The organism is Lysinibacillus sp. FSL M8-0337, assembly GCF_038593855.1.
Lineage (GTDB): Bacteria > Bacillota > Bacilli > Bacillales_A > Planococcaceae > Lysinibacillus > Lysinibacillus sphaericus_D.
On the sequence record NZ_CP151996.1, the window covers coordinates 396637 to 410232 of the forward strand.

Annotated in this window: 12 protein-coding genes; 6 read left to right on the plus strand and 6 right to left on the minus strand. The window is 38.5% G+C overall.

What is annotated here, in order from left to right:
- The first annotated feature begins 176 nt into the window (after positions 1-176).
- The gene (locus tag MKY08_RS01865; protein ID WP_024362778.1) at positions 177-725 is read left to right on the plus strand and encodes an RNA polymerase sigma factor; all 549 of its coding nucleotides are present in this window, start codon (positions 177-179) and stop codon (positions 723-725) included.
- A gap of 129 nt (positions 726-854) precedes the next feature.
- Here the strand turns inward: MKY08_RS01865 and MKY08_RS01870 are convergent, their stop codons facing one another.
- The 5 genes from MKY08_RS01870 to MKY08_RS01890 form a co-directional block, all read right to left on the minus strand.
- Positions 855-1301 (minus strand): MarR family transcriptional regulator, encoded by a 447-nt coding sequence (locus tag MKY08_RS01870; protein WP_024362779.1) that lies wholly within the window; start codon positions 1299-1301, stop codon positions 855-857.
- A 23-nt stretch (positions 1302-1324) separates the two neighbouring features.
- Positions 1325-1729 carry a transcriptional regulator Spx gene (gene spx, locus MKY08_RS01875; protein WP_024362780.1) on the minus strand — a complete coding sequence of 135 codons (405 nt, stop codon included), beginning with the start codon at positions 1727-1729 and terminating at the stop codon, positions 1325-1327.
- A 271-nt stretch (positions 1730-2000) separates the two neighbouring features.
- Positions 2001-3566 carry an ABC-F type ribosomal protection protein gene (abc-f, locus tag MKY08_RS01880; RefSeq protein ID WP_069512915.1) on the minus strand — a complete coding sequence of 522 codons (1566 nt, stop codon included), beginning with the start codon at positions 3564-3566 and terminating at the stop codon, positions 2001-2003.
- Between the two features lie 93 nt (positions 3567-3659).
- Entirely contained in the window at positions 3660-3845 is a 186-nt protein-coding gene (locus tag MKY08_RS01885; RefSeq protein ID WP_069512914.1) for an SE1832 family protein, read from the minus strand.
- Between the two features lie 211 nt (positions 3846-4056).
- Positions 4057-5103, minus strand: coding sequence for a CMP-N-acetylneuraminic acid synthetase (locus tag MKY08_RS01890; protein ID WP_069512913.1), 1047 nt, complete (start codon positions 5101-5103; stop codon positions 4057-4059).
- A 220-nt stretch (positions 5104-5323) separates the two neighbouring features.
- Here MKY08_RS01890 and MKY08_RS01895 point away from each other — a divergent pair, with 220 nt between their 5' ends.
- From MKY08_RS01895 to MKY08_RS01915, 5 genes are all read left to right on the plus strand, one after another.
- Positions 5324-6160 (plus strand): NAD(P)H-binding protein, encoded by an 837-nt coding sequence (locus MKY08_RS01895; RefSeq protein ID WP_342534980.1) that lies wholly within the window; start codon positions 5324-5326, stop codon positions 6158-6160.
- 123 nt (positions 6161-6283) lie between these two features.
- Entirely contained in the window at positions 6284-6838 is a 555-nt protein-coding gene (locus MKY08_RS01900) for an NADPH-dependent FMN reductase (RefSeq protein ID WP_024362785.1), read from the plus strand.
- A gap of 186 nt (positions 6839-7024) precedes the next feature.
- Positions 7025-10807: an AAA domain-containing protein gene (locus MKY08_RS01905; protein WP_069512911.1), complete on the plus strand. Its 3783-nt coding sequence runs from the start codon at positions 7025-7027 to the stop codon at positions 10805-10807.
- Between the two features lies 1 nt (position 10808).
- Positions 10809-11558 (plus strand): hypothetical protein, encoded by a 750-nt coding sequence (locus MKY08_RS01910; RefSeq protein WP_069512910.1) that lies wholly within the window; start codon positions 10809-10811, stop codon positions 11556-11558.
- 106 nt (positions 11559-11664) lie between these two features.
- Complete coding sequence (locus MKY08_RS01915; RefSeq protein ID WP_069512909.1) at positions 11665-12732, plus strand: glycosyltransferase; 1068 nt, start codon at positions 11665-11667, stop codon at positions 12730-12732.
- Positions 12733-13196: 464 nt separating this feature from the next.
- On the opposite strand, the gene MKY08_RS01920 is transcribed toward MKY08_RS01915, so the two are convergent.
- Positions 13197-13331, minus strand: a complete 135-nt coding sequence (locus MKY08_RS01920; RefSeq protein WP_256093212.1) for a hypothetical protein — start codon at positions 13329-13331, stop codon at positions 13197-13199.
- Between the last annotated feature and the right edge of the window lie 265 nt (positions 13332-13596).

A 13596-nucleotide genomic window follows, 5' to 3' on the forward strand; every position in this document is an offset into this window, starting at 1 on the left:
ATAGGTCTTTCTATATAAAAGAGATATAGTAGTAAAACAATTTTTACGAATATTACAAGTAAAAGCATTTAAGCTTACACGATTGTAATGAAATTGAAAGCCAATACGATAGAGTGTAATACATTATTTTGCGAGAATGTGTATAGAAGCAAGAACAAGAAGCGGAGGAATACACAATGAATGAAAAATTAGAAGGCGTATATGAGGAATATAATCGTTATATATACCATTTATGTTTGAAACTTACTCGTAATAATGTAGAAGCAGAAGATCTGATGCAAGAAGTTTGGGTCAAAGTCGTACGCTACGAAGATAGCGTTGCCGAAGTAGAACATATTAAAGCTTGGCTAACAACAATTACAATGAACACATTTAGAGATCGCTATCGAAAAAAAGTACGACGCAGTAAGTACATGATGAACCAACCTGAAACATTAGACGTACCGATTTTAGATTTGGTTCCCAATAATGAAATTTCAACAGAAGAAAAAATTGAAAAAGAGATTGTGACAAAACTGGTACAGGATAAAATGGGGCAGCTAGATGCAATCTATAGAAAAACTTTATGGTATTTCTACATAGACCAATATTCACTTGCTGAAATTTCTACTATTATGAAGGTTTCTATTGGTACGGTGAAATCTCGTTTATTCCGTGCGAAAGCTCGCTTAAAAGAAATGCTTATGGCTGATGTGTCAATCGTCGAGGCTGTGCTACCAGCGTAATAAAAACATTGGTCGCACTATCTTAACTACTTAGACGGAAGTATTCGTTCGGCCAATCCAAATTAGGATGCATTGCAAACAATAATTTGCGATGCATCCTTATTCGTGTTTCTACATAAAGCTGAAAATTTAATCTTGACGATTAGTATCGACAGTTAGTAAACACTTGGCAAAAATATCACGTAATGTTTGCACTTCTTCTGCTGACAGCATGCCAAACATATTGTTAATAATTTCACTAACTTGTTGACGTGATTCTTCAAGGATATCTTCACCCTCGGTCGTAATAACTAATTGTGAGGCTCTGCGATCGGTAGCGTGCTGTGTTTTTTCGATAAAACCAGCATTAATCAGTTTGGTCGTTAAAACCGTGACGCCACCGGTTGTAACCTTTAAGCGCTCAGCTATAGCAGAAGGGCGCTTTGGTCCCTCCTGCGATAAGTAGTCTAAAATTAAAATATGGGATTTTGAAAAGCCGAGTACATTATGATTATTCCACTCGTTTGCCCATTTACGCTCGATAGAAGAGACAACTTCAAATAATGAGGTAATGGCTTGTTGTTTTTCTTGATCCATATATGGTCATCTCCAAAACATTTTTAACTTTCTTGAGCCAATCTTGTCATCGCGTTTAACTCGTAAGCACGTACTTTACGCGGAATAAAACGACGGATGTCCATCTCATTGTACCCAACTTGGATACGTTTTTCATCTATAAGGATAGGGCTACGTAACATTCTTGGGTGCGCCTGAATAATCGCGTATAGCTCTTGAATAGAAAGCTGATCAATATCAATATTAAGATTTTTAAAATCATTTGAGTTTGTGGCAATAATTTCATCAGTACCATCTTCTGTCATGCTTAAAATTTCTTTAAATTCAGCAAGTGTAAGAGGATGTGATGTAATACGTTTTTCTTTATATTCAATGTTGTGTTCTTTTAACCATTTTAATGCTTTTCTGGATGAAGAGCAGCTCGCTTGTGAGTAAATTGTAACTGTCATTCTTCATTCCCCGCTTTCTTTGTTAGATTATATTTTATGAATAGCTTATTAGTAAGTTAAATAGGTTATACATATATCTTACTAGTAAGCTATATATAAATCAATAGTTATTTAAAAAACATTTAAGAGAATATGATATTTTTTAATCTATACTAAATATACGCTGGAAAGAGGGAAAAGTTTCATTAAATAAGCTTACAATGATGTAAGTTTAGAGGAAGTGCCAGTCACCCTCACAATTGTGTGGGTGACTGGCACTATTTATTAGTATTTAGCTTTGTTGACCAGATGTGAACCAGTCTTGTACATTCCATACTTTCGTTACTAAACCTTCATAAAAATCAGGTTCATGGCTAACGAGTACGATTGTGCCTTTAAATTCTTTCATAGCACGTTTTAATTCTTCTTTTGCATCGACATCTAAGTGGTTTGTCGGTTCGTCAAATAGTAACCAGTTGGCTTCTTCCATCATGAGCTTACATAAACGAACTTTCGCTTGCTCACCACCAGATAAAGAATTAAGAGGGCGAGTGATGTGATCTGTTTTTAATCCAGCACGTGCTAATGCGGCGCGTACTTGTGCCTGCTCCATGGATGGGAAGGCGTTCCAGACATCGTCAATTGGTGTAATTTTATCTGCCTTTACTTCTTGTTCAAAGTAAGAAGGTGCTAAATAATCCCCACGAATAACTGTACCACTTAGCGGATTGATTTTACCGAGCATCGTTTTCAATAATGTAGATTTACCAACACCATTCATACCGACTAAGGCAATTTTCTCGCCGCGTTCAATCATGAAGGAAAGTGGTGGTAGTAAGGGCTTGTCTTTATCGTAACCGATGACTAAATTTTCAGCTTCGACTACATAACGGCTTGGTGTACGAGCTTCTTTGAAACCAAATTCAGGTTTTACTGCTGTTTCAGGACGGTCAATACGTTCTAGACGATCAAGCTGCTTCGCGCGAGATTTAGCACGACCCGTTGTAGAGTAACGCGCTTTATTTTTTGCGATAAAGTCTTCTTGTTTTTTGATGAATTCCTGTTGTTTTTCATATGCATCAATATGTTGACGTTTATTGATTTCAGCTAGCTCTAAAAACTTCTCGTACGTAGCTGTATAGCGAGTCAGTTTTGAAAACTCTAATTGGAAAATCACATCTACTGTCTCATTCATAAATTCCGTATCATGGGAAATTAATAAGAAGGCATGTGGATAGTTTTTTAAATAGATTTTTAACCATGTAATATGCTCTTCGTCTAAATAGTTTGTTGGCTCATCGAGTAATAATACCTTTGGCTTCTCTAATAAAAGCTTTGCCAGTAATACTTTCGTGCGTTGACCACCAGAAAGGGCAGCTACATCACGTTCAAGTCCAATCGCATCCAAACCTAAACCACGTGCAACCTCTTCGATTTTCATATCGAGTGAATAAAAATCACCAGCATCAAGTGCATCTTGAACATCTGCCATTTGCTCGAGTAAATCTTCTAATTCTTCAGGTGTCGCTTCAGCCATTTTACCTGTAATTTCGTTTAGCTCTTCTTCTTTTTTATATAGAGGAAGGAAGGCATCACGCAATACATCGCGCATAGTACGTCCAGCAGTCAGCACAGTATGTTGGTCTAAATAGCCATAATGTGTACCAGGTAGCCATTCAACCTTTCCGGCATCGTGAATTGTTTGCCCTGTAATAATTCCCATTAGAGTAGACTTTCCAACTCCGTTCGCGCCGACAAGACCAATATGATCGCCTTCGACTAAACGGAAAGAAACATCTTTAAAAAGTGTGCGGTCACCAAATGAATGACCTAAGTTTTCAACTGTTAATATTGCCATATAGGTTGTTCCTCCATAATTTCGATTACGTCTTGTGTAGATAGATTCACTGTGCAACTGTTCATACATAATACAGTTGCAAGATGCGAAATATTAAAGCTCTGCTAGTAGTTTGTTTAATTCTGCTAGCTTTGTTTCCATGTTAGCTAGGCGTTGCTCTGCTTTAGCGACTTGGTCGTTATGGCCTGTAGATTCAAGTTTTTCAATGTCGCCTTGTAAATTCATATAATCCATTTTTAATTCTTTAATTTGATATTCAATCTCGCTTTTTGTTGGCATCGTATGTCGCTCCTTTATCGTTTCATTTGTATTACCAATGCGTGTAAAAGCGATGGAGGTTTTATCATCCCCCACCGCTTAATTGTTAAAATCAATCGGGTACTGATGCTTTAAACTCCCTTGAAAATTCTAGCCTACAATCAACTAGAAGCAAGGGGAAAAGAAGTGAAAAATTCTAATATATTGTATCATATTCACCTTCAAAGAATCACTAAGTTGAAGCGATATTATGTCGATCATAAGCGAAATCGAGTAATAATGATTCCAATGTTTGGTTATTGCTTGCGAGATTCAGCTGTCGCTGTTTTTTTACAGCCCGCTCACTACGAGCCTCATGCAATAAAAACTCCATCACCGCATTTTGTATTTGTGATTGTTTCATCTTACGGCCGAGACCAAGGTGAATAAAGCCATTATGCTCACGAGGAAAAGCATGTAATAGCTCGTTCTCCGTTTGTGCAAGTGTAATACAAGGCACACCGTAAGAAGCAATTTTATAAGGTGTATAGTTCGCATTGCAAATAATGACATCGGCTTTGGGCAATAATTTGAGAAGTGCGTCTTTATCACGCAATATGGCAGTATTACGACGACTAAGTACCATCATTTGCAAGTCATCCGTCGCATGGCGATAGCTATCATCTATCATGACTGTAATTTGTAGTGGGATTTGTAGCTGGGTTAAGTGGCGAAGAGTTCGATACGTTAAGTTATGCTCGTCCCCATCCTCAAAAGCAACAACAATATGAGGCGGGTTTTCAGGGACTTTAACATCAGGTAATGATTCAGAATGTTGATAGGCTGCTGGTAATGCAAAGGCGAAACTGCCACCAATATAATGAGATGGAAAATAATCTTTTACTTCTTGATAGAGTGCGAGTAACACACAATCGCAGGCTTGGCCACCATCACCAAAATCATCAAAATGAATTATCGTTTTACAGAATGGTCGTAAACTTTCCACTTGCCAGCTTTCGGAGTTGCGACCGTCCCTGACAATTAAATCAGGCTGTATGGCTTTGATTTGCTTAGGTAATTCGTCAAAAAGATCGAATAGTATTGGTGAAAGATTGTGATTCATTAAAATTTGAATCCCATCATTAGAAGGGGTTTTGACGAATATGAAAACGTCCTCTTGCACAAGCAACTTAGCCAAAGTTGCAACCCGTTCAAAAGGATACAGCCCTTTATCAATACAGCTTTCAATTATGAAAACAATCGATTTTTTCGGTTTTATTGTTTGTGTTTCGTTTTGCAAATGTATCCCATCCTTTCATCTGTCTATTTAAATTATGGTGAAAAATGGGCAAGTATGTGTAAAAATTAACATTAGATAAATAAAGTATGCAGTGAAACTTCAAAAATGGCGTTTGTCGTACCGATGAATAATAGAGAGGATAAGCAAATGTTCTTATTCCTAATATACATATCTAGTAATTGTCTATGTTAAGGCAGATAGGAGGAGTATGAAATTGGGTATGCGTTCGGCAATTGTCGTGGGAGCCACTGGATTAACGGGAAGCTCGCTCATAGAACAGTTATGTGAAAATGATGAATACGTTTCGGTAATCGTTATTGCACGAAGAAAGCTTAACTATGAACACCCGAAGTTAGAGGTCAAGATTCGTAACTTCGACACACTAGAAGAAAAAGATATTGAATTTGCGCATGAGCTATATTGTTGTTTAGGTACAACGATCAAAAAGGCTGGCTCACGTGAAGAATTTGAAAAAGTGGATTTTGAATACCCACTAGCTATTGCTTCATTAGCAAAAAAACAAGGGATTCCACATTTGCTTATTATAACGGCAATGGGTGCGAATGAACGGTCAAAAATTTACTACAATCGGGTAAAGGGTAAGCTGGAGCAGGCTTTAATAGAGCTTGGTATGCAACGCTTATCCATTATTCGTCCATCGCTGTTAGTAGGGCATCGAGATGAATTTCGTTTTGGCGAAAAGGCGGGCGAAAAGGTGTTAAAACTTGTTAAACCTTTGCTAGTAGGACCATTAAAACGTATGCGCTCTATCAATGCTTCGCAGGTGGCAAAAGCGATGATTGTTATTGCATTACATGGCAAGAAGCAACCAGTGACCATCTATCCTTCCCAACAACTAGCTACAATGAATTTTCCAAAAGTGGCTCATGAAGAATTTACGCGTGAGGAGCTATTTAATTGGCAAAAGCGAAAAGGTGCAGATGTAACTGAAGCGGATAAGGTAAATCGAGAGGTCATCATTAATCGAGATAAATTTAAAGTAGAGGAAAGCGTAGTAGACAAAGAGGTGACATTTCATCGCGAGAATGAAAAATAGGTTCCTTTCATATCATTCCGCCTAAAGACTGAATTTCATGTTTTGACTGCTACAATTCTTTCCGTGACTCTATTCATTTGTTACAATATTATTGTAGAAGATGAATGTGGAGGCAAAATGAATATGAAAATTTTACTCGTTGATGGCACAATGTTTGGGCGTAAAACTGGTGCTATTTTAGAGCAAGTAGAGCATTATATTAAAGAATTCGATGCTAGTTTCGACTTAGAAATTATGCATTTTAGTGAATATAAGCATCAAATTGTCGATGGTTCACCATTAAATGATGATATGAAAAAAATGATTCAAAAATTTGAAGAAGCGGATGCGTATATTATTGCTACGCCAATTTTCCAAGCTTCAATTCCAGGTGTGTTAAAAAATGCATTTGATTTCTTACATCCGAAAACGATGCGTTATAAGCCTGTTTCTATCGTAGCGAATGGTGGCACATATCAGCACCATTTAGTAGTTGAAAATCAACTAAAACCAATTTTAGACTACTTCCGTGCGCTTGTAACACCAAACTATGTCTATACACATACATCACATTTTGATGCAGACAATAAAATTGTAGACGAGGATGTTCATAATCGTTTACGTGAAATGGCTCGCGTTTTTGTTCAGTACTGCGAAATGAGTAAATCATTACCGAAAGAAACAATAGACCAACATTAAACAAAGGCAAGTACTGTTCCTAAACAGCTATGACGAGCAAGAGTTACACTGATGCGTAATTTTGCAATATTATAAAGTCCCTTGTACAGTGGAAGGAAATCACTGTGCAGGGGATTTTTCTTTTCAGAATTCCTTTTACGATATGATAAAATAATACTTTAGTGAAATCGGAAGGGAGGGCAGCTCATGCAGAACATCGCTTTACTAGAGAAACAACGCTGTAATTTAATTTTGACGAATAAGGCGAAGGAGGCGGTAGAGGAATGCTCAGCAAATGAGCATGCCTTTTTTGCGTTACAAAAAACATTGACCGTCTATATTGAAAAAAGAAAAGCAAAAACAATTGGCGAAACGTTTTTATCGATTTATTTTAATGCAGAGCATAATGAAAAGTTAGACAGTATATTGGCAGGAAAAACAGCGATTATGGATTGCGTGCTAAAAGTGGAAGGGTTATTAGCAACAAATATTCGTTTTGTACATATGCGTGGTCCAATTAGTACGAATCGTCGTTTACCAGCGGCATTGCAATTTGTCACAAAGCCCAATAATGGCGCTGGAATCCCACTTGATCTTCACACGAAAATTAGAGAGCTACCGATTGCAGAGGAACGGACAGAATATGTGAAAAAGCGTATTGCAAGCTGGGAAGGCTATTTAAAAATTCAAGAACGTGATGCGACAATTGATGATATTCATACGGACTTTAAACAAAGCTACTATAATGAAGATTTCTCACGTTTAACACTTGTATGTCCATATGTGAAGGCGAAGGAATGGAAGCAACTCGAAGGATTAAGTGTGAGCATCCAAGGGGTACGTGGTGAAATTGGACAAGTGTTAAAGGCGAATGCGGGTAAGCAAACAGTGGAAATTGACTTAAAGCCTTTTGCACAGGAGCAAGCGCGCAAAGACCAGCTAAACTTGCGCTCAAAACAAGCAAGCTTTAGTAATTTTGCGACACTAAGTCAAATTCGACGCTTACGTAACGGCTTTACAAAGCTTGAAAAGGGCGAAGCAGTAAATGCTAACTTAGAGACGATTTTATTCGAAAAGCGTCCGACTGTCCGTACAGCAAAGCTCCGTGACGATATTGAGTTTCATAATAATTTAAATGAATATCAACGGAAAGCTGTAATCGGCGCATTATCTGTAGAAGATTTGTATGTTATTCAAGGACCCCCTGGAACTGGGAAAACAACGGTTATTTCAGAGATTTGCCAGCAAAACGTAAAAGCAGGCTTAAAAACACTCGTTGCCTCGCAGTCAAACTTAGCTGTAGATAATGCCTTAGGAAGACTTCTCTCCAATCAAGAAATTCGTATTTTACGATATGGCCGAACAGAAAGTATTGAAGAAGAGGGGAAAAAATTCATTGAGGAAAATGTTGCCCTACATTGGCGTGAGCAAACATTAGCTGCTGTTGAAGAAGAAATTACGGCTTTTACTGAACGTGAACAAGAATTACAAGTGAGTATAAGTAAAACAACTGATGAGCTAGCGAAATTGCAAGCGTGGCTCGAAGAACTAACAAAGGAAATTGCTGCTAAGGAGCAAGCGGCAATAGATGAACCGATTTTACAAAAAGAAATACAATCGCTAAAAAAAGAGTTAAAAACGGCAAAAGCGGAAAAAGAAGCGAGTGAAGCACAAAAAGAGCACTATGAAAAACAGCTTGCACAGTTAGCGTCCGCTATTCAATCACAGGAGCAAATAGTAGCTGAATACGCATCTGCTGAACAGTTACAACAAACGATTCAAGACAGCACCATCAAAATAGAGCAATGGCAAACGGCTATTCAATATAAAAAATTACTTGTAGAAAAACAAGAGCTCACAACGCAGTTTCAAGATATTCAAGCGAAATATGAACAAGAAAATAAGCGTTTGCTTTTAATGAAGGAAAGTCAAAATTATATCGGTTCATTAACATCCTATGAACGTATTCAACGGTTTTTACAGCATTATCACGTTCAACCTTCAGCTGTGTTAGCACAGCAAATTCGACGACTAGAGCATTTAGAGGATGCCAAAGATTTAGAAGCATGGGCAACCATAAATACGCGTCTACAAAAAGCGATTGCAAAACTTGAAGCGTCGGTTTCACCTGAAGGGAAAGAGCGGGCCCTTGCGAAAAGCCGTCAACAGCCTGTTCAATCGTTCTCCCTACAAAATTTAACCGGCGTCTTTGCACAGCTAAATGCCTCATTTCAAGAAGGGCAAACACCGCCAATGGAACAGTTAGAAAGCTATTTACTGGGACTGTATATGCGTCGCGATTTTGTGTGGCAAAAGGGGATGGCACTTCGCCAACAACAGGAGCATAAAGATCGTGAATTTGAGTCGCTCCGTAAAAGTATCGCAAGTTTAATACACCAAGAATGTGCGATTACAAGCTTCGATGTACAAAGCTTGCAGCGTCAATTGCAGCCATATTTAACTCATACCGAGCGTTTACAACAACTTGCAGATACATTCCAAGCTGAGGCTATACCAGAAGAATCCGTAGAGCAGTTGAAAATGCTCGTAACTACAACGCAATCCTCTGTGCAAACAGCCCGTCAGCAGTTTCAGGCTGTTGAACAAGCAAATACACAGCTCTTACCGAAAAGAGCGGCACATCAAACAGCTAAGGCAAGCTTACAAGAGATTGACGAAGAGCTAGCCCAGTTAGAAGAAAAAATTAAAGCTATTAATATAGAAGGACTTAAAAAGGAAAAACAACTAACGGCTTTAACAACATTGCTACAATCCACGCCAGAGCGCACATTAGAAGAAGTGAAGGAAGCTATTCAAACAGCAAATGCTAGTTTAGAAGAGCTACATCGAAAACAACAGCAGCTACCTCTACGTAAGAAATTACAAGAGCAATGGCGCGATAAGCTGCAAAACGCCACGGAATATGATTTAGATGAAATTCGTAAATTGTATGTGCGTCATGCCAACGTAATCGGCACAACATGCGTTGCTTCAGCAAGCAAGGAGTTTATGGAAAACTATCCAACGTTTGATGTTGTGATTATTGATGAAGTATCTAAGGCTACACCGCCAGAGCTATTATTACCAATGTTAAAAGGTAAAAAAATAATTTTAGTGGGTGACCATCATCAGTTACCACCATTACTTGGGGATGATACGTTGGAGGAAACGTTGAAAGGCATGCTAGAAGAAAATCCTAATTTTGATGGGGCGCAAGAGTTGAAAAGCTTGCTCCGTGAATCGCTATTTGAGCGATTATTTAATAACCTACCGTCAACACATAAGCAAATGCTTGCATTGCAGTATCGTATGCATGAAAAAATTATGCACAGCATTACACCATTTTACGCCAAGGAAGAAAACGGCCTGCAATGTGGATTACCAGATTCGGATGCAGCCCGTGACCATGGCTTAGAAGGGCAATTTGTCGGTCGTGATGATCATTTGCTATGGATCGATATGCCAGCGGAAAAACCGTTTTTAGAGGAACAAGTTAAGGGCGGCACAAGTCGTTATAATGAAGGAGAATTACAAACAATTCGTCATATTTTAACGGATTTGAATACTGCCGTGATGGAGGCGAAAAAGGCTGGTCGCATACCACAGGATGCACAGAAAAGTGTAGGCGTTATTAGCTTCTATGGCGAGCAGGTGAAGAAAATCAATCGCCTTCTCCAACAGGAATTACAGTTACCACATCTTCAATTTAGAACGGGCACAGTCGATAAGTTCCAAGGGATGGAGATGGATGTCATCTTAGTTAGTATGGTGCGGAATACGCCAAAAGGAGGGGACATTGGCTTTGCGAGAGATTATCGCAGGTTAAATGTCGCACTATCTCGTGCGCGAGAACTGTTAATGCTTGTCGGTAGTGCTGATATGTTTGCAAAACGTGCGAAACATCAAGATACACGTGATATGTACAGCAATCTTTTAACAACGGTGAAATCCTACAATGGCTTACGTAATCATAAAGGACAGGTGATGTAGGGTGTTGAAAATACAGCAACGTTTAATGCGAGAGTTACAGCAAAATCGTCATGTCAAAATAGTAAAATCAACGGATTGGTGTATTCCAATTCGTACCATTGAGGTAACATATGAGCCGATTCGTCGCTCTACGATGGATGTCTTGATGCAAATGCTGTTAATAAGCATGCAGGAAGCGAAATTTCAAAATGTGCAGGAGTTAAGTGAGCTGTTACTAGTAGACCCACTGTTTATTGAGGATTTAGTATCATTAATGTCTCGCGTGCGCCTTATCGAACAATCGGAGGGCTTCTATACATTAACCCCTAAAGGACAACAACAGTTGGCACGTGGCATTTTCGAAGAGGAGCTAGAAGTCGAAACAGCGACTTTGTTATTTAGTCCATGCCACCAAGCCATACTCCCTGCTGGAGAAGAGGATATAGAGGAGTTTGATGAGTTGCCAGCTCCTTATCGTTATGTTGATAAAGAGGCGGAGCAGCAAGAACAATTTGATGAAGCAATGTTGCTTATAGCTTTACAGCAAGAAGAGCAAGAAGCATCTAGCTCACAGAAAATAATCGAAACCATTGTGACATCAGAAGCGAAACAAATCAATGATATTCCATGTCTAGAATTTCTTCTTTACGATAAGGACCAAGATATTTTCTACGTTCGTGTATGGAATACCTTGTTAAATAAATGGGATGAAGAGCTGGAACGGCAACTTACAGACCAAGAGCAGCCACAATGGCGTGCACAATATTTATAAAATGCGAGAACGAACGGTACAAGTGCCGTTCGTTTTTTTGTGCATTTAGATAACAGCGTGCAAATTTTATAGCCTGCATATATTACTTACATAAAGGAGGGTCCTAATGATAACGATTAGTTTATGTATGATTGTCAAAAATGAAGAAAGTTTGCTCGAAAGATGTTTGGATTCCGTCCAACATGTAGTGGATGAAATCAATATTATTGATACGGGCTCAACTGATCGTACAAAGGATATTGCACAGCACTATACCTCTAGAATTTTTGATTTTCCGTGGTGCGATGATTTTGCAAAGGCGCGTAATTTTTCCTTCCAGCAAGCAACGAAAGATTATATTTTCTGGCTAGATGCTGATGATGTGCTCACATCTGAAGATCAGCAAAAGTTAGTACAATTAAAGCAATTTCTTTATCCAAGCATTGATGCAGTTTCAATGGATTATGTTGTAATGTTAGAGGCGGATGGCACTGTAGCAATGAGTGAAAAAAGATACCGTCTAGTAAAACGTGCACGTCATTATCAGTGGCGAGGAGCAGTACATGAGTTTTTGGATGTAACAGGTAACATCTGTAAAAGTGATGTAGCAGTTGTGCATTTACCAGTAAAGCAGCAAACAGCTCGTAATCTACGCATTTATGAGCGTTTAATTGCAGACGGATATTCATTTGCGCCAAGAGATTTTTTTCACTATGCAAATGAATTAAAACAACACGGTCGTTTTTTAGAAGCGATTAATCACTATCATACATTTTTAGATACAGCACTCGAAACATCCGAGGAACAAGTTCAGGCTTGTTTAAATTTAGCAGATTGCTATGAGCAATTACAAGATACCAAGAATGCGACACAGGCTGTTTTTCAATCATTATTGTATGATCAACCAAAACCGGAAACATGCTGTCGAATCGGCCATCACTTTATGGAGCAATCGAAAAATAAGGAAGCAATTTATTGGTATTCCCAAGCTTTACAAGTAACGCCTTGCACTATCGGCGTTTACAAACGAGCATACTCAACATGGATACCACATTATCAATTAAGTCTACTATATGATCGTTTACGGCTTTATGAAAATGCTTATGAACACAATGAAGCAGCACGCCACCATAAACCAAACGATCAACACATACTTGACCATCAACAATATCTTCGCAAACAGCTGAATAGGTGAGTGAAATGATTTTCCTGTAATGCATGGTGATATCCGCGGAACGGAGTGAAATACCCGCGGAGCAAAGGCGTTTACCCGCGAAAGGAAGCAGAATACCCGCGGAGCAAAGGCGTTTACCCGCGAAAGGGAGTAGAATACCCGCGAAGCAAAGGCGTTTACCCGCGAAAAGAAGCAGAATACCCGCGGAGCAAAGGCGTTTACCCGCGAAAGAAAGCAGAATACCCGCGAAGCAAAGCACTTTACCCGCGAAGCAAGGCAACACACCATTAAAGCACTATAAACTCCCATAAGTGTAGAAAAAAGAATCTGCCTATACGCCTCTCGTAACAGTAAAGAGTGCTATGCAGATTCTTCTTTTTTACGATATAAAAATAAATTTATGGGATGATTCCACTTACATATTAATGACTGCCACACGCATCACGTGATTCAGTTTTACACAATCCAATGGAATACCTTAGAACTTATTCAACGATTTCATTTGCATATGAAGAAACCTCAATATAATCTACATAAATCGCGTGACCAATAATAAGTGATAAAACAACAATAATCGTAATAATAATCACATTTCGTGGTCTAAAGTCTTGAGCTTGCATTTTCTTTTCCTCCTTCATAATTTTGTGAATATTATGGCAATTCAATATATGTTAAGGGAATAGGAGTATGCAGTTTTAAAAATACTTTTTATGTAAATGTTTATACAACATAGGCAAATATGAGGAATGGAACGATGAATGATGCAACAGTTAAGAATTTTACTAGCTTATGTACATTTTACTAGATGAAAAAAAGAAAATTCAAGACGTAACTAATCAATTTCACACAACATTTCTTCTGCGCACATTTATCTGTGTCTACCTA